Annotated in this window: 16 protein-coding genes; 6 read left to right on the top strand and 10 right to left on the bottom strand. The window is 34.0% G+C overall.

What is annotated here, in order from left to right; genetic code table 11:
- The first annotated feature begins 417 nt into the window (after window positions 1–417).
- The 4 genes from udk (at window position 418) to scpA (ending at window position 5,072) form a co-directional block, all read left to right on the top strand.
- Window positions 418–1,026 carry a uridine kinase gene (gene udk / locus FEM21_RS09660; RefSeq protein ID WP_035659928.1) on the top strand — a complete coding sequence of 203 codons (609 nt, stop codon included), beginning with the start codon at window positions 418–420 and terminating at the stop codon, window positions 1,024–1,026.
- A gap of 69 nt (window positions 1,027–1,095) precedes the next feature.
- Window positions 1,096–1,419: an FtsB family cell division protein gene (locus tag FEM21_RS09655; protein ID WP_035659925.1), complete on the top strand. Its 324-nt coding sequence runs from the start codon at window positions 1,096–1,098 to the stop codon at window positions 1,417–1,419.
- 85 nt (window positions 1,420–1,504) lie between these two features.
- Entirely contained in the window at window positions 1,505–2,872 is a 1,368-nt protein-coding gene (locus FEM21_RS09650) for a methylmalonyl-CoA mutase subunit beta (protein ID WP_035659923.1), read from the top strand.
- Between the two features lie 40 nt (window positions 2,873–2,912).
- Window positions 2,913–5,072: a methylmalonyl-CoA mutase gene (gene scpA / locus FEM21_RS09645; RefSeq protein ID WP_035659920.1), complete on the top strand. Its 2,160-nt coding sequence runs from the start codon at window positions 2,913–2,915 to the stop codon at window positions 5,070–5,072.
- A 61-nt stretch (window positions 5,073–5,133) separates the two neighbouring features.
- Here scpA and FEM21_RS09640 read toward each other — a convergent pair whose 3' ends face one another.
- The 5 genes from FEM21_RS09640 to dapF form a co-directional block, all read right to left on the bottom strand.
- Window positions 5,134–5,772 carry a hypothetical protein gene (locus tag FEM21_RS09640; protein WP_035660068.1) on the bottom strand — a complete coding sequence of 213 codons (639 nt, stop codon included), beginning with the start codon at window positions 5,770–5,772 and terminating at the stop codon, window positions 5,134–5,136.
- Between the two features lie 97 nt (window positions 5,773–5,869).
- A complete protein-coding gene (locus FEM21_RS09635; protein ID WP_236353600.1) occupies window positions 5,870–6,730 on the bottom strand; it encodes a DUF2279 domain-containing protein in 861 nt (286 codons plus the stop codon).
- 56 nt (window positions 6,731–6,786) lie between these two features.
- Complete coding sequence (gene mltG, locus FEM21_RS09630; RefSeq protein WP_035659918.1) at window positions 6,787–7,827, bottom strand: endolytic transglycosylase MltG; 1,041 nt, start codon at window positions 7,825–7,827, stop codon at window positions 6,787–6,789.
- A 10-nt stretch (window positions 7,828–7,837) separates the two neighbouring features.
- Window positions 7,838–8,371: a GNAT family N-acetyltransferase gene (locus FEM21_RS09625; protein WP_035659917.1), complete on the bottom strand. Its 534-nt coding sequence runs from the start codon at window positions 8,369–8,371 to the stop codon at window positions 7,838–7,840.
- A 25-nt stretch (window positions 8,372–8,396) separates the two neighbouring features.
- Entirely contained in the window at window positions 8,397–9,179 is a 783-nt protein-coding gene (gene dapF / locus FEM21_RS09620; RefSeq protein ID WP_035659916.1) for a diaminopimelate epimerase, read from the bottom strand.
- 135 nt (window positions 9,180–9,314) lie between these two features.
- Between dapF and FEM21_RS09615 the strand changes: the two genes are divergently transcribed.
- Both FEM21_RS09615 and FEM21_RS09610 read left to right on the top strand, forming a co-directional pair.
- Window positions 9,315–10,715 carry a trypsin-like peptidase domain-containing protein gene (locus FEM21_RS09615; protein WP_035659914.1) on the top strand — a complete coding sequence of 467 codons (1,401 nt, stop codon included), beginning with the start codon at window positions 9,315–9,317 and terminating at the stop codon, window positions 10,713–10,715.
- 129 nt (window positions 10,716–10,844) lie between these two features.
- Window positions 10,845–11,963, top strand: a complete 1,119-nt coding sequence (locus FEM21_RS09610) for a lactonase family protein (RefSeq protein ID WP_035659913.1) — start codon at window positions 10,845–10,847, stop codon at window positions 11,961–11,963.
- 55 nt (window positions 11,964–12,018) lie between these two features.
- Here the strand turns inward: FEM21_RS09610 and FEM21_RS09605 are convergent, their stop codons facing one another.
- From FEM21_RS09605 to FEM21_RS09585, 5 genes are all read right to left on the bottom strand, one after another.
- Window positions 12,019–13,452 carry a peptidoglycan endopeptidase gene (locus tag FEM21_RS09605; RefSeq protein WP_035659911.1) on the bottom strand — a complete coding sequence of 478 codons (1,434 nt, stop codon included), beginning with the start codon at window positions 13,450–13,452 and terminating at the stop codon, window positions 12,019–12,021.
- Window positions 13,453–13,686: 234 nt separating this feature from the next.
- Window positions 13,687–15,951 carry an aconitate hydratase gene (locus FEM21_RS09600; RefSeq protein ID WP_035659909.1) on the bottom strand — a complete coding sequence of 755 codons (2,265 nt, stop codon included), beginning with the start codon at window positions 15,949–15,951 and terminating at the stop codon, window positions 13,687–13,689.
- 215 nt (window positions 15,952–16,166) lie between these two features.
- Window positions 16,167–18,932, bottom strand: coding sequence for a bifunctional aconitate hydratase 2/2-methylisocitrate dehydratase (locus FEM21_RS09595; protein ID WP_035659906.1), 2,766 nt, complete (start codon window positions 18,930–18,932; stop codon window positions 16,167–16,169).
- 317 nt (window positions 18,933–19,249) lie between these two features.
- Window positions 19,250–20,203: an AAA family ATPase gene (locus FEM21_RS09590; protein ID WP_035659904.1), complete on the bottom strand. Its 954-nt coding sequence runs from the start codon at window positions 20,201–20,203 to the stop codon at window positions 19,250–19,252.
- Window positions 20,204–20,282: 79 nt separating this feature from the next.
- A complete protein-coding gene (locus FEM21_RS09585) occupies window positions 20,283–21,692 on the bottom strand; it encodes a peptidylprolyl isomerase (protein ID WP_035659901.1) in 1,410 nt (469 codons plus the stop codon).
- Between the last annotated feature and the right edge of the window lie 117 nt (window positions 21,693–21,809).

Below are 21,809 nucleotides of genomic sequence, written 5' to 3'. Positions count from 1 at the left end.
CATAAGAACCTTTTTAACTACCATTACGGGTCTTTTTAGTACAAAAATGACCTTTTTAAGTCCTATTATAGACTCTTTTAAGTACTAAAAGAACCTTTTAAGGTACCATTAAGAACTCTTTTTAGTAGTATAACTACCTATTTTAGTACTATTGGAGACTATTTATAGCCTCCAAACAACCTTTACAGCTCCGCAAAGTTTGCAACTTTGCGGTAGTGATTGTCGGTTTGCAACCGATATTTTAATGATTTATTTTTACAGCTGTCACAGACAGCTTAACACTTCCTCAAAGTCAAAGACTTTGCGGAGCTACAACATAAAAAACTATTGAAAACCCTTCAACATTTCCTCTCAAAACACAAAACTCCTCACAATTAAATTCCTATTTTTGTTCAATAACAACAACAAAACCATTTTATGCTCATTATAGGAATTGCAGGCGGAACAGGAAGTGGAAAAACAACGGTGGTACATCAAATAATTAAAGAATTACATGATGCCGAAGTAGGCGTTATTTCTCAGGATTCTTATTATAAAATGACCAATAATCTTAGTTATGACGAACGTGCATTAATCAATTTTGATCATCCCAAAGCCATTGATTTCGAATTATTAGTAGATCACTTAAAAGACCTTAAAAAAGGTAAAATAATTCATCAGCCTGTTTATTCATTTGTAACTCATAATCGAACAGAAGATACAATAATTACACATCCCAGAAAAGTAGTAATTGTTGAGGGAATTTTGATTTTGGCAAATCCTGAACTAAGAGATTTATTTGATATTAAAATTTATGTTCACGCCGATTCTGATGAAAGATTGATTCGTAGAATAAAAAGAGACATTGCCGAACGTGGTCGTGATATGGAAGAAGTACTCAACCGCTATCAAAAAACTTTAAAACCCATGCACGAACAATTTATTGAACCAACTAAAGCTTTTGCTGATATTATCATCCCAAATGATAAGTACAATACCGTAGCAATTGACATTGTTCGCACCGTAATTAACCAACGAATTCTATAATTTTATTGTAATTTTAGATTCGAAAAACTAAAATTTTCTCTTTTAGTTTAACTAGACACAAAACAACAAATGAAAAACCCATATAAAGATAAATCCTGGTTTAAATTTTTAAGTAATAAATACATCTGGTCGCTATTATTTTTTGTAATCTGGATGTTATTTTTAGATAATTATTCCTATTTTGATCATCGTGTTTTAGACAATCAGATTGGAGAATTGGAAGATAATAAAACCTATTATCAGGAAGAAATTAAAAAAGACGAAGCCCAAATCAAGCAGCTTAAAAATCCGCTACAGGTAGAAAAATATGCACGTGAAAAATATTATATGAAAAAAGATAGCGAGGATATTTATATCATCGAATTTGAAGGCGACACTATCGAAAAGCAATAATAATTCACTAACTTTCTGGAAAGTTTTACACATTCTGTGTTAGCTGCAGTAAAAAAGAAGCGAAGCTTCAAAAAATAAAATTAAAATGGCTACTCCTCTATTCGAAGATTTCGACCCGGTTTCATCAAAACAATGGAAACAAAACATCCAGTTTGAACTTGATGGAGCCGATTATAACGAAAGCTTAGTTTGGAATTCGCCAGAAGATATTAAAGTAAAACCTTTTTATCATCGGGACGATTTTAGCCAGGCGAATACTGCTGATACTAAAGCCTCTGAATTTAAAATTTGCCAAAATATTTTTGTCTTCGATGTCGAAAAATCAGCAGAAAGAGCCTTAGATTCTTTAAAACGAGGTGCTGAAAGTTTACGATTTACCATCGAAAACGAATCAATTGATATTACCAAATTACTAGAAAAACTACCATTAGAAAATACGGCAATTTATTTTGATCTAAAATTTCTATCGGTTGATTTTATTTCAAAAACAAATACGATTGTCGAGCAAAAAAAAGCCAGAGTATTTTACAATCTGGATCCTATTGGGCAATTAGCCAAAGACGGGAATTGGTTTTCGACCAAAGAAAAAGACAATTTCGAGACACTTCGCTTGCTTTCAAAAACAACTAGAGACAGCTCTTTGATAAGCGTTAATTTGACTTTATATCAAAATGCGGGAGCAAATATTGTTCAGCAAATTGCTTATAGTTTGGCTCATGCCAATGAATATCTAAACCGAATTCCAACTATTCATCAGGCAATTGTTTTTGAAGTTGCAGTGGGAACTAATTACTTTTTTGAAATTGCAAAACTGCGAGCACTTCGATTATTGTTTCAATTAATTGCCAAAGAATATTATCATGACAGCAATTGTCACATTCTGGCAACGCCTACAAAACGGAACAAAACCTTGTATGATTTCAACAATAATATGTTGCGTACCACCACCGAATGTATGTCGGCAATTCTAGGCGGAGCAGATGCTATTGCTAATTTAGCTTACGATTCTATTTATCATAAAAGCAATGAATTTGGCGATCGAATAGCCCGAAATCAATTACTGATTTTAAAGAACGAAAGTTACTTTGATAAAGTAAATAATCCCGCTGATGGCAGTTATTATATTGAAACTCTAACGCAACAATTAGCTGAAAAAGCTTTGACATTGTTTAAAGAAATTGAAGCTAATGGCGGTTTTTTAAAACAATTGAACGACGGAATTATCAAAAGAAAAATTCAAGAAAGCGCAGATAAGGAACAACAACTTTTTGATTCAGGGAAAGAAATCCTAATTGGAACCAATAAATATTCGAATCCGAAAGACAAAATGAAAGAACAAATTGAATTGTATCCTTTTGTAAAAATTAAACCCCGAAAAACGCTGATTACACCAATTATAGAAAAACGACTGGCAGAAAAATTAGAACAGGAACGACTGGCTTCAGAACAATGATGAAGTATCCAAAATAAATTGCAAAAAGCATCCCAAAAAAATGATTCGAAAAGACCTCAGACATATTCAACTCGACAATCAAAAATCGAAAGCTACTAATAGCTTAGAGGATTCTTATGCAAAAGAAAAAACGAATGCTAAAATTTTTGTTACCGCAGAAGGAATTGAACTCAAGCAAAATTATTCCGAGAAAGATATTGAAAATTTAGAACATCTGGATTTTGCTGCAGGATTTCCGCCTTATTTGCGAGGACCACATACCACCATGTATGTTCAAAAACCGTGGACTATTCGTCAATATTCGGGTTTTTCAACGGCTGAAGAAAGTAATCATTTTTATCGAAAAAACATTCACGCAGGACAAGGCGGACTTTCGATTGCTTTTGATTTGCCCACACATCGCGGTTACGATTCAGATCATGAACGTGTACAAGGCGATGTTGGAAAAGCCGGCGTTGCTATTGATACTGTTGAAGATTTTAAAATACTTTTTGACCAAATTCCACTAGATAAAATGTCGGTTTCGATGACCATGAATGGAGCCGTTTTACCCATCATGGCATTTTATATCGTAGCTGCCGAAGAACAAGGGGTTACACCTGAACAACTTTCGGGAACTATTCAAAATGATATTCTAAAAGAATTCATGGTTCGCAATACCTATATTTATCCACCTGAACCTTCGATGAAAATTACGGCTGCTATTTTTGAATATACCAGCAAAAAAATGCCGAAATTCCATTCGATTTCCATTTCAGGCTATCACATGCAGGAAGCTGGAGCTACTGCCGATATTGAACTGGCTTACACCCTAGCCGATGGATTAGAATACATTAGAACCGGACTTTCGACAGGAATGAAAATTGATGAATTCGCTCCAAGATTATCCTTTTTCTGGGGAACCGGGATGAATCATTTTATGGAAATTGCCAAAATGAGAGCAGCAAGAATGCTCTGGACTAAATTGGTTAAAACATTCAATCCTCAAAATCCTAAATCACTTATTTTACGAACACATTGTCAAACAAGCGGCTGGAGTTTAACAGCTCAGGATCCGTTTAACAATGTTGCCCGTACCTGTATTGAAGCGACTGCTTCTGTTTTTGGAGGCACACAATCGCTTCACACCAACGCCTTAGATGAAGCTATGGCGTTACCAAGCGATTTTTCAGCACGAATTGCCAGAAATACACAATTGTTTTTATTAGAAGAAACTAAAATTACGAAGACCGTTGATCCCTGGGCAGGAAGTTATTATGTCGAAAGTTTAACCAATGAGATAGCCGAAAAAGCATGGATATTAATTGAAGAAATCGAAGCTCTTGGCGGAATGACAAAAGCATTGGCATCCGGAATTCCGAAAATGCGTATTGAAGAAGCTGCTGCAAGAAAACAAGCCCGTATTGACAGCAAACAAGATATAATTGTAGGACTTAATAAATACAAGCTTAAAAAAGAAGCTCCTTTGACTATTTTAGATATTGACATTAAAAAAGTCAGAGCGCAACAACTGGAACGGCTTCATCAGGTAAAAGCAAGCCGAAATGAGGAAAAAGTGGCTGCAACTTTAGAAAAAATCACGCTTTGCGCCCAAACTGGAGAAGGAAATTTACTGGAATTAGCTATTGATGCAGCTCGAAAGAGAGCAACATTGGGCGAAATTAGTCAGGCATTAGAAATAGTATTTGGAAGACATAAGGCTCAAATTAAATCTTTTAGCGGTGTGTATAGTAAAGAAATAAAAGAAGATCAAAGCTTTGATGAAGCAAAAAAATTAGCCGATATTTTTGCTAAACAGGAAGGACGCCGTCCTAGAATTATGGTAGCAAAAATGGGACAGGACGGACACGACAGAGGCGCTAAAGTAGTCGCTACTGCTTTTGCCGACATTGGTTTTGATGTTGACATTGGTCCACTTTTTCAAACTCCTGCGGAAACAGCTAAACAGGCTATGGAAAATGATGTTCACATTCTGGGCATTTCATCATTGGCTGCTGGTCACAAAACACTAGTTCCTCAATTAATAGAAGAACTTAAAAAATATGGTCGCGAAGATATTATGGTTGTTGTAGGCGGAGTGATTCCTCCTCATGATTATCAATATTTATTTGATGCTGGCGCTGCTGCAGTTTTTGGACCAGGAACTAACATAAGTAAAATAGCTTCGACTATTTTAAACTTATTTATTGATGAAGCATAAAAAAAGGAGTCTACTTCTTTTCAAATAGACTCCTTTCTTCTTTAAGGCAAATTATCTTTCTTTAAAGTGTTACCACTGCATTTACATCTGGCACGATAAAGGAAGTATCATAACCTCCAAATTTTTTCAAATAACTCTGAATCGAAGTACCATAAGCATCTTTAATGTAGCGCTTCCCTTTACTTCTAAAATACTTTTTAACCGATCCAGGCCCGCCAAGATGAGCTGCTGCTAAAATTCCAGATTCTGTTATCAAAATACCATTTACAACCTTTCCGTCGTACTTTTCGATAACATCCTGTAAAATCGATTTGTTTTTAGATAATAAAGCAACAAATGCTTTTTCTTGTAGTTTGGGGCTTTTTAGGAATTTATCCGTATCGTGGATTCCTATAGATTTTAAAGTTTGATTCCCAAATTGGTATTTTCCTAAATACCCTAAAGAATTTACTTTTTTATACTTGTTTTCAGATTCTTTGAATCCGATTGCTTCTTTGAACGCAATGAATAAATTTCCTGTAAAAGGGATATTCAAACTAGTATAATCTTCTTGTTTGACTGATGGAAATAAGTAATCTGATCCATCATTTTTTTCTTTCGAAAACCACTCTTCAGTATCTAACTTTAGCGGTTTAAAACTGTAACTTAAAAAGACAATAATTACAGTCAGACTGGTGTAAAAATACCATTTTTTTATCATAAATTGTTTTTCTTCTAAACCTGTCACATTTAGAAATTTCTGCTCCGCAAAGATACAACTTTTTTCATAAAACTGTAAATCAGCATGTTAAAGCTTTCTAAAAATACAACAGATGCGTCCTAAACCCCTCGTTAGCTGTATATTCGAGCGTAGGTGCAGGAATTTTTAAAACGGAAAAAACAGAAAAAAAAGTCTTTAAAAAATGTGATTTTGTCTCAATTTTCGTCAAATCGAGATCCAAACTCAGGTAGAATTGTCTTGATCTTTGCCAATTTTCATGTGCCAAAAAAGTAGTATTTTCTCCCCTTGAATCGATCATTCCGTCGGCTCCATAACCAATGGCGATATTCAAAATTTTTGGAATTTTGGAGTCCTTAAAAAAGGATTTTAAATTAGCCGATAACCAATACGTTTGTCCGTTATAATCTTTCAGAATTTGTTCAGAAAAACTACTTCCTAAAACTTCAGGTCGGTATTTTGCAAATTGAGTCGTGTGAAAAGAAAATTTTGGAGTAATACGCTGTTCTTTCCATAATAATTCCTGTGAAACATATAAGGCTGTTCCGGTAGCATTAGCAATTACATCTCCAGTAGATGCTCCCCATTCTGAAGAAAATCCATCTAAGACTTCTACAGCGGTTAAAAATGCAAATCCTAATCCCGCACCATAAATTAATTGCTGTTTAGAACTGGCACCGCTCCACTGTAACATTTCGCTGCCTAATCGTCCTAAATGATAAGAAGAATAAATATGCCCTGCCTTATCCATTTGCAGCCAATCTTTATTATCATTGATAAAATGAAACTTCGATCGGGGATAATCAGCATACCACAATTGGTTTAAACCTACCAAGGCAACGGTAGAAACTGCTGCTTCTGAAATAAAAACCGCCTTAGTTCTTTTTAAATTTAAACTATCAGACGGTTTTAAAAAACGTTCTATACCGTTTTGAGCCAAACAATTAGAAATTGTAAGTAAAAAACAGAAAAGAAAAATATTTTTATACTTCAAAATTATCTTTTTACTCCCTGGCTACTAATCCAATTAGAATATTTTTTAGCATTTACATTATGTTCTTCCAAAGTAGCTGCAAATTCGTGGTAACCAAAACGATCCACACTAGCGCAGAAATAGATAAAGTTATTTTTTTCCGGATCTAAAACCGCTTCAAGTGCCGTAATATCCGGCATTGCGATAGGTCCTGGAGGAAGCCCAATTACTTTATAAGTGTTGTATGGTGAGTTTAAAAACAAATCGTTGTAAAAAACGCGTTTGATAACCTGAGCGAAATCGTTATCCTTTTTCTTTTTGGCATAAATCACTGTAGGATCGGCCTGAAGTGGCATTCCAGCTCGCAATCTGTTCAAATAAACACCTGCAATTCTAGGTCTTTCGTCTTTTTTAACGGATTCTTTATGTACAATAGAAGCCAGAGTTGTAGCTTCTGTAGGCGACAATCCTTGCTTTTTTGCTTTTGCAACACGTTCTTCGTTCCAAAAGTTACGGTATTCCTTAATCATTTTATCTCTAAACTTCTCTGCCGAAGTATTCCAATACACTTCATAAGTATTGGCAATAAACATAGATAAAACATTATCTTCAGTAAAATCATTTTCTTTTAAAAAGATAGAATCTTTAAATGAATTCAATAACGACAAACTATCTGCTTCAATTTGTGAACCTACACGACCTGCTAAATTTTCAATTCGCTCCTGATTGTTGAAAGCTAACTTTACAGGAACATTGTATCGCATTGCCTTTACCAGTTTGTAACTATTCATTCCTTTGGTCAATAAAAAACGTCCCGATTTTACATTTTCAGGATAACTCATTTTGTTAGCCACCATTTCAAAGCGATCCAGATTTTCTACATATTTACTTAAAGAATCTAATGCCTGCTGATAAGTTGCATCTGTTGGAATATGAACATATACTTCATTTTCAGTGAATTTTGTGTTTTTCGAAAATATTTGTCCAATTAAAACAAAACCATAAATAATCAATACAGAAATGACGACAATGGAAATGATTGAAATTATTTTTTTTGTGCTCAAAGCTAAAAATTTAAAATTGTTGATTAATTAACTGATAGATGGCTTCGTCCTGATATACTCCATTAATGAGATTCCAATCCTTTTTTACACCTATACACTGAAAGCCAAATTTAGTAAAAAGTGCTTTACTTGGTTCATTTTGCATGCCAATATTTGCATACAATTGATGTAAATTTAAATGTCTGAAAGAATAACGAATTAACATTTCTAAAGCTTCAGAACCGATTTTTTGATTCCTGTTAGCATCGTCCTGAATTAAAATACCAACACCTGCACGATTATTTTTTGGATCAAAATCAAACAAATCAATCAATCCAATGGCTGGAAAATCTTCGTCCTGACAAATGGCTAATCGTAGTTGTTTTGCTTCATAAATATCCTGATGGGCATTTTCGAGATATTGTCTAATTAGGAATCGGCTGTAAGGAGTTTGAGTATTACTCACTTCCCAGATGCTTTCATTATTTTCTATAGCATAAATAAATTCTAAATCATTCGGTTCAAGAGCCCGTAAATAAATAGAATCGCCTTTTAATGTTATCATAAAGAAGTGAGTAATTTTCTGGAAATTAAATTTCGATAGTGCCTTCAAAAACAAATTTGGCAGGACCGTTCAGGAATACATTAACATATTTATCGCCTTCTTTTTCAAAAGAAACCGATAATTTTCCGCCTTCAACATTCATATTGATTGCTGTTAAATCCGTTTGTCCTGTTGCATTCATAGCAATCGCCGCTGCAGTTGCTCCAGTACCACAAGCCAAAGTTTCATCTTCTACACCACGCTCGTAAGTACGCAATGCAAAAGTGGCATCATCAATTTTTTTGACAAAATTAATATTGCTTCCTGCTTTTCCGTATAATTCTCCATAACGAATAGCAGCACCATTTTCTTTTACATTGTAATGTTCTAAGTCATCTACTAGTTGTACATGATGTGGCGAACCTGTATTTAAAAAACTATAATTCGGATTTATTTTTATACCATCAACATCTATCATTTGCAAAGAAACGATTCCATCTTTATCAACTGAAGCATGGTGCAATCCGTCAACAGCATTAAATGAAGTAGTATCACCAATTACCTTTAATTGTTTAGCAAAAGCGACCAAACATCTTCCGCCATTTCCACACATCGTACTTTGATTCCCGTCGGAATTATAATAAACCATTTTAAAATCAGTTTCAGGATCATTTTCAAGCAACATCAATCCGTCCGCTCCTATTCCAAATCGTCTGTCACAAAGACGTTCAATCAGTTTTGTATCTTCTTTTGGAAAAAAATTGGTACGATTATCGATGATTACAAAATCATTTCCGGTACCCTGATATTTATAAAATTGTACTAACATTTTTTCTAAATTTGTTTTACAAAAGTACGAACTATTAATGATATGTTAATCATTGTTAAACAGCGTTAAAGTATTTTTTAACATATTAATTTCGCTTTAAATTTACTTTAAAATAACACCAAAATGATCTCTATTATGAAACGATTTTCTAATCTATTTTTAGTGTCTTTATTAAGTGGAGCCACAACTTTAGGGGCTTACAAATTATTATTTGACAACGATGGTTATTTTTCGAATAACAAAAAAACAATAACGACATTAGCAGCTGATAATTATACCAAAAGAGTTGGTTTATCTTCCGAACTTTTAGATTTTACCGAAGCTGCAGACAAAACAATACATACTGTTGTGCACGTGAAAAATGTATCTTATCACAAAGTCAACAATCCAATGCTTGAATTTTTCTACGGTTACAAAGGCGGACAATCACAGGAACAAGTAGGAACAGGTTCAGGAGTAATTATTTCTGAAGATGGTTATATCGTAACCAATAATCACGTAATTAGAGATGCTTCTGAAATTGAAATTACCTTAAATAACAGAAAATCATACAAAGCAAAACTTGTTGGTACCGATTCTAAAATGGACATTGCTCTTTTAAAAATCGATGCCGATGAAAAATTACCTTATACTCCTTTTGGAAATTCTGATGATGTAAAAGTGGGCGAATGGGTTCTTGCCGTAGGTAATCCATACAACCTGACTTCTACTGTAACAGCCGGAATTGTTTCGGCAAAAGCCAGAAATTTAGGAACAGACGGTATTCAATCTTTTATACAAACAGATGCTGCAGTAAATCCGGGAAATAGTGGTGGCGCATTAGTAAATACGCGTGGTGATTTAATTGGAATCAACACCATGATTACTTCTATGACGGGTTCTTATGTTGGTTATTCATTTGCCGTTCCTTCAAATATCACCCGAAAAATAATCGAAGACATTATGGAATATGGTAATGTACAACGAGGAATTCTTGGGGTTGAAGGAGGCGAATTGAACGCAACTGCTTCTAAAGAATTAGGCATTAAACAAACTCAGGGATTTTACATTAATAATGTTCGAAAAAATACCGGAGCAGACAAATCTGGTTTGAAAAAAGGAGATATTATTGTAAAAATTGACAATCAAAACATTTCTACATTTGCCGATCTTTCAGGATATATTAATACTAAAAGACCAAATGACAAAGTAGCTGTAAATATTATTAGAGATGGCGAAACTAAAATTGTCAATGTAACTTTAAGCAAAAACGAATTTTTCAGCACCGAATTCAAAGGAATGGAACTTGAAAACATCACGCCTGCAGACAAGAAAAAATTCAATGTGACTTATGGTGTAAAAATCAAATCAGTTAACAATGAAAATCTAAGTCAATATGCTAGTGAATTAAACGGTAATATCATTTTGAGTATTGATAATATTAAAGCCAATGATATCGAAACGGTGTCTAAATTCTTAAACAGTAAAGATGAGCGCCAAAGTGTTCGCATTGAAATGATAAATAAAAATGGAGAAATTATCCGAATTATTATTTAATTTCAATCTTTGTAAACAAATAAAGAGAGAGCCAGTTTTAAAGCTGGCTCTTTTTGTTTTAAAAAATAGCAATCAATATTATTTAAAAAGAAATACATTTGAACATACAGTAATTAAAACCGAATACCCTTGAAAAAAACTATCTTACTATTGCTCGTTTTACTTTGTTTTCAAGTTGTCAACTCGCAAAACAGCTATGTCTTTTTTGGCTCCTATACCACCAATAAGAGCGATGAAGGAATATATGTTTATCAATTAGACACTAATACAGGAAAACTAAACAAGATTACTTCGATAAGTAATATTTCAAATCCTTCTTATCTTACCTTATCTAATAACGGAGAATTTGTATATGCCTGTACCGAAAGTAAAACACCAAATGCAGGAAGTGTGAGTAGTTTTAAATTTGACCCTAAAAATAAAAGTCTGACATTCATAAGCAGTCAAAAGACAAATGGAGAGAATCCTGTCTATCTTTCGTTAGATCACACCGAAAAATGGCTCATTGACGCTAATTATACAGGAAGCAGTCTTTCTGTATTTCCTTTAGCCAAAAATGGTATAATAAATCCCATTGTCCAACATCTGCCATTTACCGAAGGAAGTATCAATCCTGAACGTCAAAAAAGCTCACATATCCATTCTATATTTTTTTCACCAGATAATGATTACATCGTTGCACCAGATTTGGGTGCTGATAAAATCAGAATATTCCCTTTCGATAGCAACAAAAAAGAACCTGTAAATATTCAAAATGAGCGTTTCACAAAAACAACTCCCGGAAGCGGACCAAGACATTTTGTATTTCATCCTAACAAAAAATGGGGATATGCTATTGAAGAAATTGCTGGCGCAATAAGCGCTTACAACACAAAAAATGGAAAATTCAATCTTATAGAACGAACTAAAATTGAATCAAAAAGCCTTTCTGCAGATTTTGGGAGTGCTGAAATCCTTATTTCTCCAGATGGAAAATTTTTATATGTTTCGAATAGAGGAATTGAAAACAACATTTCTATTTACAGCATCAAAAAAGATGGTTCGTTAAAAAGCGTTGCTACTGAATCTACTTTAGGAAATCACCCAAGAAATTTTGCTATTGACCCGAGTGGAAAATTCCTTATTGTAGCCAATATGAATAGCGGAAACATAATTGTTTTTAAAAGAAATACAAAAACAGGTTTGTTAGACAAAGTAAGCGAACTAGGACTAAAAAACATTTCTTGTGTCAAGATTAAAAATATCTAATAAATAAAAAAACGCTTTTAAAAGCGCTCTCTTTATAAAATTTCATTGTAATCGATTAGAAAACTCTGTTTACCTGTGTTAATCTTTTACTATAATAACTTTCTTTATTAGACGAAATAATAACTCCATTTCCTACTGAAGCATGAATAAACTTAATTTCTCCGTCTTCACCAACTTCGACTACCATTCCTACATGGTTAATTCGGCTACGACCATTTGTTTTAAAAAAGACTAAATCTCCTTTTTTAGCATCCTCGGTATCAATTTTAACGCCATATTGCGCTTGTTCAAAAGATGATCTTGGCAATTGAATATCATAAGCTCCAAATGTGGTACACATTAATCCAGAACAATCAAAACCATCTTTAGATGTACCACCTGATCTGTAACGAACTCCAATATTTTCTGAAGCTGTAGAGATCAATTGATCTGCAAAATCTGCTCCCAGGAAAGAGTTTGGTTTAAATACTTCTTTATTATCTAACGATTCTTCAGTATTAGCGACATTCCGAGCAGGTGTTTTTACATTCGATTTTGAAGTACGAATTGTTAGTTTATCTCCTATCGAAAGCTTATTTACAATAGTAGGATTTTGAGCCTCCAGTTCTTTTACCGTAAGACCAAACTCTCGGGCAATTCCGTATTTTGTTTCTTTAGCTAAAACTTCACGAATAATTTCAACTTCATCTTCTTTTTCTTTTTTAGCCACTACTACAGTTTCTTTTACTTCTGTAGCTTTTTTATTCAAAATTGCTTTCACTTCTTCAGTTGAAGCAGTTGAATTTTGCTTAACAACTTGCTGTTGTTGCGAACTTGTTTTTGGAATAATTAACTTTTGACCTATTCGTAACGACTGCGTTTCTAATATTGGATTTGCTTTTTCTAAATCGGCAACTAATACACCATACTCTCTGGCAATTCCATACAACGTTTCTTTTGCAACAACTTCTTTAACATAATTACCATCAGCATCAACAGGAGTTGTAGTAAAAACATCTTTCTTTTCTTCAACTAAAACTTCTTTAACATCAGTTTTAAGTATTGGTTTTTTATTTTCAGCTACTTTAGCATTTGATGGAAGAACCGGTATCTGGATTGTATTACCTACCTGTAATCCTTTACTCTCTAAATTAGGATTCAATTTATATAAATCAGCAACTTTAACCCCATATTGCTTAGCAATACCATACATGGTTTCTTTTGCCAAAACAACGTGCTTCTTGTCTTCAACAGCAGAATTAAAAGCAATTGTTTCTGATTTTTTTTCTTTACCAATAACAAAAGGAACCAATAAAACCTCTTCTACTTTTATTCCTTCTTTTGCATTCGGATTAATTTGGTAAATAGTAACGGCATCTACATTATAACGTTGAGCAATTTTGGAAATTGTCTCTCCTTTAGCAACTACGTGCTGAATGAATTTTTCCTGAGAAAAACCATTAAACCTGCTAAACAGAATCAATATTACAATCCAAAATTTATACCTCATAAAGTCATTTTAAGTTAAAAAAATGCAATCGTTTTATTTTTAATAACATTACAAAAAATAGTAGTGTCTAAAAATTCACTTTTTGTAATAAAAATTTAACGAAAGCGAATTTAACTTTTTAATACCAATAAACCCAATTTTTAACACTACTTTATACTGTTTTTTGTAGAAAAGACATAAAAAAAGCGCTTTATGAACATATAAAGCGCTTTTTTCGAAGTATATTTTTTATCATTATTGGGCTTCTGCAGCAATTAAATTCAAAGCCGAACCAGCCACAAACCAGCCAATTTGACTTTCGTTATAAGTATGATTAGCCAAAATAACATCTTTAGAACCATCAGCATGAACAAATTCTATTGTTAATGGTTTTCCTGGAGCAAAATCTACTAAATCAATAAAATTGATTGTATCATCTTCCTGAATTTTATCATAATCCGCTTCGTTAGCAAAAGTCAATCCTAACAAACCTTGTTTTTTAAGATTGGTTTCATGAATACGAGCAAATGATTTTACTAATACTGCTTTTACACCTAAAAAACGAGGCTCCATAGCAGCATGTTCACGAGAGGAACCTTCACCATAATTATGATCACCAACAACAATAGAAGGCACACCAGCTGCTTTGTAGGCACGCGCTACAGCTGGAACAGCATCATAAGTTCCTGTTAATTGATTTTTAACTGAATTTGTTTTTTGATTATAAGCATTTACAGCTCCAATGAGCATATTATTAGAAATATTATCTAAATGCCCACGATAACGCAACCAAGGTCCTGCCATCGAAATATGATCAGTAGTACATTTTCCAAATGCTTTAATCAGTAATTTAGCACCTGAAATATTTTTACCATCCCAGGCTTCAAATGGAGCTAATAACTGCAAACGATCTGAGGTTTCGCTTACATTTACCTTAACATTTGAACCATCGGCAGCTGGTTCCTGAAATCCTGGGTCTTCAACATCAAAACCTTTTTTCGGTAATTCATCTCCATAAGGAGCGGTTAATTTCACTTCTTCACCATTATCATTTAATAATGTATCGGTTATAGGATTAAAATCCAAACGCCCTGAAATTGCCAGAGCAGCCACCATTTCCGGAGAAGTTACAAAAGCATGGGTATTTGGATTACCATCTGCTCTTTTAGAGAAATTACGATTGAATGAATGCACAATAGTATTTTTCTCTTCTTTATTTGCCCCTTCTCTATCCCATTGCCCAATACATGGTCCGCAAGCATTGGTAAAGACTTTTGTTCCCATTTTTTCGAAAGTAGCAATAATTCCATCTCTTTCGATTGTATAACGAATTTGCTCCGAACCTGGATTAATACCAAATTCAGCTTTAGGACTAATACCTAATTCTACAGCCTGATTAACAATAGAAGCAGCACGAGCCATGTCTTCGTAAGAAGAATTCGTACATGAGCCTATCAACCCCCATTCTACTTTTATTGGCCAGCCATTAGCCGCAGCTTCCGTTTTCATTTGTGAAACCGGAGTTCCTCTGTCCGGAGTAAAAGGACCGTTAATATGTGGTTCTAATTCTGAAAGATTAATTTCGATAACCTGATCAAAATATTTCTCTGGATCAGCATAAACTTCCGGATCTCCTGTTAAATAATCAGCTACTTCATTTGCAGCATCTACTACATCCTGACGTCCTGTTGCGGCTAAATATCTTCTCATTGAATCATCATATCCAAAAGTAGAAGTAGTAGCACCAATTTCGGCACCCATATTACAAATCGTTCCTTTTCCTGTACAAGACATATTTAGAGCTCCTTCACCAAAATACTCCACAATAGCTCCAGTTCCTCCTTTTACAGTAAGAATATCGGCTACTTTCAGAATTACGTCTTTTGGAGCAGTCCATCCCGATAATTTCCCGGTTAATTTCACCCCGATTAATTTAGGAAATTTTAATTCCCATGACATTCCAGACATTACATCAACGGCATCGGCGCCACCAACACCAATTGCCAACATTCCTAATCCACCAGCATTCACAGTGTGTGAATCAGTTCCAATCATCATTCCTCCCGGAAATGCATAATTTTCAAGAACAATTTGATGAATAATTCCTGATCCCGGTTTCCAAAAACCAATTCCATATTTATTAGAAACTGACGATAAAAAATCGAAAACTTCTTTGGATTGTTTATTAGCTAAAGCCAAATCAGATTCGGCTCCGTTTTTAGCTAAAATCAAGTGATCGCAATGTACGGTGGTAGGCACAGCAACTGTTTTCTTTCCAGCATGCATAAACTGCAACAAAGCCATTTGTGCCGTCGCATCCTGACAAGCCACTCTATCTGGAGCGAAATCTACATAATCTACTCCTCGTCCGTAAGCCTGCTTAGCAACTCCGTCCCAAAGATGACTGTATAAAATTTTCTCTGTTAAGGTAAGTGGATGTTCAACTATTTTACGTGCAGCATCAACACCACTAGTCATGTTAGCATACACTTTTTTTATCATTTCAATATCAAAAGCCATAATTCTATTTTTAATTTAACAAAAACATTATACAATTTACGGCTTTTTTTATTCTATTATTATTTAAAAAATGTTAAGAATACCTAATTTAAAACGATTCTATTCAGCAGAATTTATTCTGTAAATACCTACATCGTTAAAAAAGAAAATACAGTATAAAAAAAGCGAGGTAACCTAAAAGATTACCTCGCTTAAATATATTTAAAGTTTAGAACTTACAACTTAGTAGACACAGGAGCAAACTTAGTTAAGTTGATTCCTTCTACAGCTACTTTGTATTCTTCAATATTTGGAATTCTACCTAAAATTGCAGAAAGTACTACTACCGGAGTCGAAGCTAATAAAGATTCTCCTTTTTTACCGTCTCTGTCTTCTACCACACGTCCTTGGAATAAACGAGTTGAAGTCGCCATAACAGTATCTCCTTTTTCTGCTTTTTCCTGGTTACCCATACAAAGGTTACAACCTGGACGCTCTAAATACATGATGTTTTCGTATTCTGTACGAGCTGTACTTTTTGGTAAAGCATCGCTAAATTCAAAACCAGAATATTTTTGTAAATATTCCCAGTCACCTTCAGCTTTTAATTCATCGATGATATTATAAGTAGGAGCAGCAACTACTAATGGTGCGTTGAATTTAACTTCACCTTGATTCTTTTCGATGTTTTTAAGCATTTGAGAAACGATTTTCAAATCGTCTTTATGCACCATACAAGAACCTACGAAACCAAGATCAACTTTTTTATCTCCACCGTAGTAAGACAAATCACGGATTGTATCGTGTGTATATCTTTTAGAAACATCTTCGTTATTTACATCCGGGTCAGCAATCATTGGTTCGTCGATAATATCTAAATCAATAACTACTTCAGCATAATATTTAGCTGTAGCATCCGGAGTTAAAGCTGGTTTTTCGCCAGATCTAATTTCTTCGATACGTTTGTTAGCTTTATCAATCAAGCCTTGCAACACCTGATTTTTATTATCCATACCTTTATCAATCATGATTTTGATACGGCTTTTTGCAATTTCTAATGACTCAATTAATGTTTCATCCTGAGAAATACAGATAGATGCTTTTGCTTTCATTTCTGCAGTCCAGTCAGTAAATGTAAACGCCTGATCTGCTAATAAAGTTCCAATGTGTACCTCGATAATTCTACCTTGGAAAACATTTTCACCACCAAATTGGTGTAACATTTGTGATTGCGTAGCATGAACCACATCACGGAAATCCATGTGTTCTTTCATACTTCCTTTAAATGTAACTTTTACTGATTCCGGGATTGGCATAGAAGCTTCACCTGTAGCTAATGCTAATGCAACTGTACCAGAATCGGCACCAAAAGCAACACCTTTAGACATACGAGTATGAGAGTCACCTCCAATAATGATAGCCCATTCGTCAATAGTAATATCATTTAATACTTTATGAATAACGTCAGTCATTGAATGATATTCTCCTTTAGGATCACGAGCAGTAATCAATCCGAAATCATTCATGAACTTCATTAATTTCGGAATATTTGCCTGTGCTTTTTTATCCCAAACAGAAGCAGTATGACAACCTGATTGGTAAGCACCATCAACTAATGGAGAAATAACTGTAGCAGCCATTGCTTCTAATTCCTGAGCTGTCATTAAACCTGTAGTATCCTGAGAACCTACGATGTTTACTTTAACACGAACATCAGAACCAGCGTGTAATACTTTACCCGGAGTTACACCTACAGCGTTTTTGTTAAAGATTTTCTCAACAGCTGTTAATCCCTGACCTTCTTTAGAAATTTCTTTAGCTGGAGCAAACACAGTTGGAGCAGTAATACCTAAAGTCTGAGCAGCAAATGTTTGGATTTTTTTACCAAAAACAATTGCATAAGATCCACCCGCTTTGATAAACTCTCTTTTTTGTGGAGTTAAAGCTTTAGAGATATCAATTAATTCTTTATCTCCGTTATATAATTTTTGTGTTTTTGTATTGATGGTAAGAACTGTACCTGTAGCAACAGAATACACTTCTTCTAAAATTGGCTCGTCTTTTTCGTTACGAACAACATTTCCGTTAGCATCTACTTTTTTCTTCCAGTTTTGCAAATCGATACCAATACCTCCGGTTACATCAACTGTAGTTAAGAAAATTGGAGAAATACCATTAGTACCACCTACAATTGGAGCAATATTTACGAAAGGAATGTATTTACTAGCTTTTTTACCAGTCCACAATGCTACGTTGTTTACACCTGACATACGTGAAGAACCTACTCCCATTGTGCCTTTTTCAGCAATCAACATAACGCTTTTATCAGGATGCTGTGCCTGTAATGCCTGAATTTCAGCCTGAGCTTCAGGAGTAATCATACATTTTCCATGCAATTCACGGTCTGAACGAGAGTGAGCCTGGTTCCCTGGAGAAAGTAAATCTGTTGAAATATCACCTTCACCTGCGATGAAAGTAACGATTTTAATTTCTTCTGGTGTTTCTGGTAATTTTGTAAAAAATTCTGCTTTAGCATAACTTTCAAGAATATCTTTTGCAACAGCATTACCGTTATCATAAGCATCTTTTAAACGTTTTGTATCCGCATCGTAAAGATAAACCTGAGTTTTAAGAACTTCAGCAGCATCTTTAGCAATAGCAGCATCGCTACCTAAAGCTAAATCTAAAAGTACTTCAATTGAAGGACCTCCTTTCATGTGTGACAATAACTCAAAAGCAAAAGCAGGAGTTATTTCTTTTACCACTGATCCACCAAGAATGATGTCTTTTAAAAACTTAGCTTTCTCACCAGCAGCACTCGTTGTTCCCGGCAAAGTATTGTAAATAAAAAACTGAAGAGAATCTTCTCTGTTTACGTTATCTAAATCCTTAATTTGCGCAATGATTTCGCTTACTAATTCAGCAGTATCAATTGGCTTAGGATGAAGACCCTGTAATTTTCTCTCTTCGATCTCCTTGATGTAATCGTTATAAATATTCATAATTGAAGTCTTTGTTAATGGCAAATTCCTTTGATTAGCTCAAGATCAAAAGCCATAAAATTTAGATTTTTTTTTTTAATTTGTGCTGCAAATTTAGTTATTTAAGCTGAGAATTAAAAGGTTTTTAATCTCCCACTGCCTTCAAAAGTTCCATTATTGAAAAATATGCATTCAGAAAGCATTAAACTAAGAAAAAAACAAATTTTAACTCAATTTATAAACAATCAATAATTCGAAAACTTAATTTATAACAAACTTAAAATAGCTTGTTATATTGAAAAGCATAATTTTAATAAAAAACGAGCTAATTAGCCGTTTTAAACCAGTTTAGCAATAATCATTTCTTCAGTAATTCCTTCGGCATCAGCTTTGTAATTTTTAATAATTCTGTGCCTTAAAACTGATGTTGCCACTGCAATTACATCCTCAATATCCGGAGAAAATTTACCATTAAAAGCGGCATGAGCCTTAGCGGCCAAAATTAGATTTTGAGAAGCTCTTGGTCCTGCTCCCCAATCTAAATAATTCTTCACAAAATCAGTTGCCAAATTACTATCGGGACGTGTTTTTCCCACCAAAGTTACCGCATATTCCACCACATTATCAGCCACTGGAATTCTGCGGATTAAATGTTGAAATTCGATAATTTCCTGAGCCGTAAACAATGGATTTATTTTTTGACTTACATCAGATGTAGTTCTTTTCACCACCTGAACTTCTTCTTCAAAAGTGGGATATTCTAATTTTACTGCAAACATAAAACGATCCAGCTGCGCTTCAGGCAACGGATAAGTTCCTTCCTGCTCAATTGGATTTTGTGTAGCCAAAACAAAATACGGCAAATCCATTTTATGATTTACTCCGGCAATTGTAACCGAGCGTTCCTGCATTGCTTCAAGTAAAGCTGCCTGCGTTTTGGGCGGAGTTCTGTTAATTTCGTCTGCCAGAATAATATTCGAAAAAACAGGTCCTTTTACAAATTTAAACTGACGGTTTTCATCTAAAATTTCGCTTCCTAAAATATCCGAAGGCATTAAATCCGGCGTAAACTGAATTCTTTTAAAATTCAATCCTAAAGCTTCCGAAAGTGTATTTACCATCAATGTTTTTGCCAAGCCGGGAACACCTACCAACAAAGCATGTCCTCCGGAAAAAACACAAAGTAATAACTGGTCAATTACTTTTTCCTGACCTACAATAATCTTTGCTATTTCACTTTTTAACTGAGCATGTTTTTGAACCAAATTATGTATTGCCGCAACATCAGACATTTTCAAACTATTTTAAATTAAAAAAAGAGTCAACTTTATGAATCCATAAAACTAACTCTTTTTATTTATTTTGAACAAATTATTTTTTCAACCAGTTGTTTGTAAAATCACAATCTCTGTACTCTCCAACAATCTTAATATAAGTTTCTTTGATTTTTTCGTCAAACCACTTCCCAATTGCTTTGATTTGTTTTTCTTTCAAAGCTAATTCTTTAATCTTCACATAATCCTGAGCATAATCAGCAGTGTGCTCGTTGATTCTATTAGTAACCGTAATAATTTTATATTGTTTTTTTCCTGACGCAGTCTCATCTAAAATTGGCATCGAAATCTCATTATCCTTTAAATTTGAAACCTGAGAATACAAAGCAGGATCCATTTTAGTCAACTCAAAACGAGTATCTTGAGTGTTTGGATTGATTAAAACTCCTCCGTTCGCTCTTGTTTCTTTTTGATCAGACATCGTTCTTGCAGCATCTGCAAACGAAATTTCTTTATCAACGATACGTTTTCTAATTAAACTTGCTTTTTCCTTAGCTTCTTCAAGAGATTCTTTACTAACTGTAGGACTTATCAAAATGTGACGTAACTCTAACTCCTGACCTTTAATTTTTTCTAAATAGATAATATGAAAACCATATTCTGTTTCAAATGGGGCTGAAATTTCTCCTTCTTCCAAATCAAAAGCAACATCTTTAAACTCTTTAACGAAAGGTGTTTTTCTGGTCATTTTATAAAAACCACCACTTGATCTCGATCCCGGATCCTGAGAATACAAAACCGCTTTTGTAGCAAAACTTGAACCTTCCTGAATATCTTTTTTAAAACCATTCAGCTGATCAATCACTTTTTGTTTTTCAACTGCCGTTACTTTAGGCTCAACAATAATTTGCGAAACTTCCATTTCTGCACCAAAAACCGGTAATTCATCTTTTGACAATTTCTTGAAAAAATTACGAACCTCTTCAGGTGTAATTTCAACTCCGTCAACTATCTTTTTTTGCATTTCAGAAGTCAGCTTGTTTTCTTTCAAAATATCAAAGAAATAACTTCTAAATTCTTCTTCTGTATCTTTTTTATAGTATTTAACTACTTTTTCCATTGAACCAATCTGTTGAATCATATAACTCAAACGCTCGTCCATCATTCCTTTAACCTCGGCATCAGTAACTTTCACACTATCCTGAATGGCCTGATGAGCATATAATTTATCTTCTAATAATTTACCTAACATCTGGCATCTTGTGATGTCTTTTACAGAACCTCCCTGACTTGAAATCTCTAAATACGCCTTATCAATGTCTGAATCCAAAACAATATAATCACCCACTGTTGCAATTACACCATCAATTTTTTGTCTTTGACCTGAAGCTACTTTTTTTGTTTCAGCAACAACAGTATCTTTAATTATTTCCTGAGCATTCATTGTTATATTCAACAAAAACAGCACAAAAAACAGTAGTGCATTTTTAATATTTATGGATTTCATTCTTAAGGATTTTACTTTTGGTAACTTTAATTTTTTAATTGGAATCTGAACCTTATTTCTTTATCGAATTATCATTCTGATAAATCATCAATTTAAAAGAATAATACGTAAATTTTA

It is taken from the genome of Flavobacterium seoulense (genome assembly GCF_000695795.1).
Taxonomy (GTDB): domain Bacteria; phylum Bacteroidota; class Bacteroidia; order Flavobacteriales; family Flavobacteriaceae; genus Flavobacterium; species Flavobacterium seoulense.
The sequence above is the reverse complement of the archived record's forward strand: the minus strand, read 5'-3'. Positions and strand labels throughout refer to the sequence as shown.

What these genes read in the sequence shown, in the direction of transcription:
- udk (WP_035659928.1), top strand. Translation starts at nt 418, where the DNA reads ATGCTCATTATAGGAATTGCAGGCGGAACAGGAAGTGGAAAAACAACG.
- FEM21_RS09655 (WP_035659925.1), top strand. Translation starts at nt 1,096, where the DNA reads ATGAAAAACCCATATAAAGATAAATCCTGGTTTAAATTTTTAAGTAAT.
- FEM21_RS09650 (WP_035659923.1), top strand. Translation starts at nt 1,505, where the DNA reads ATGGCTACTCCTCTATTCGAAGATTTCGACCCGGTTTCATCAAAACAA.
- scpA (WP_035659920.1), top strand. Translation starts at nt 2,913, where the DNA reads ATGATTCGAAAAGACCTCAGACATATTCAACTCGACAATCAAAAATCG.
- FEM21_RS09640 (WP_035660068.1), bottom strand. Translation starts at nt 5,772, where the DNA reads ATGATAAAAAAATGGTATTTTTACACCAGTCTGACTGTAATTATTGTC.
- FEM21_RS09625 (WP_035659917.1), bottom strand. Translation starts at nt 8,371, where the DNA reads ATGATAACATTAAAAGGCGATTCTATTTATTTACGGGCTCTTGAACCG.
- dapF (WP_035659916.1), bottom strand. Translation starts at nt 9,179, where the DNA reads ATGTTAGTACAATTTTATAAATATCAGGGTACCGGAAATGATTTTGTA.
- FEM21_RS09615 (WP_035659914.1), top strand. Translation starts at nt 9,315, where the DNA reads ATGAAACGATTTTCTAATCTATTTTTAGTGTCTTTATTAAGTGGAGCC.
- FEM21_RS09605 (WP_035659911.1), bottom strand. Translation starts at nt 13,452, where the DNA reads ATGAGGTATAAATTTTGGATTGTAATATTGATTCTGTTTAGCAGGTTT.
- FEM21_RS09600 (WP_035659909.1), bottom strand. Translation starts at nt 15,951, where the DNA reads ATGGCTTTTGATATTGAAATGATAAAAAAAGTGTATGCTAACATGACT.
- FEM21_RS09595 (WP_035659906.1), bottom strand. Translation starts at nt 18,932, where the DNA reads ATGAATATTTATAACGATTACATCAAGGAGATCGAAGAGAGAAAATTA.
- FEM21_RS09590 (WP_035659904.1), bottom strand. Translation starts at nt 20,203, where the DNA reads ATGTCTGATGTTGCGGCAATACATAATTTGGTTCAAAAACATGCTCAG.
- FEM21_RS09585 (WP_035659901.1), bottom strand. Translation starts at nt 21,692, where the DNA reads ATGAAATCCATAAATATTAAAAATGCACTACTGTTTTTTGTGCTGTTT.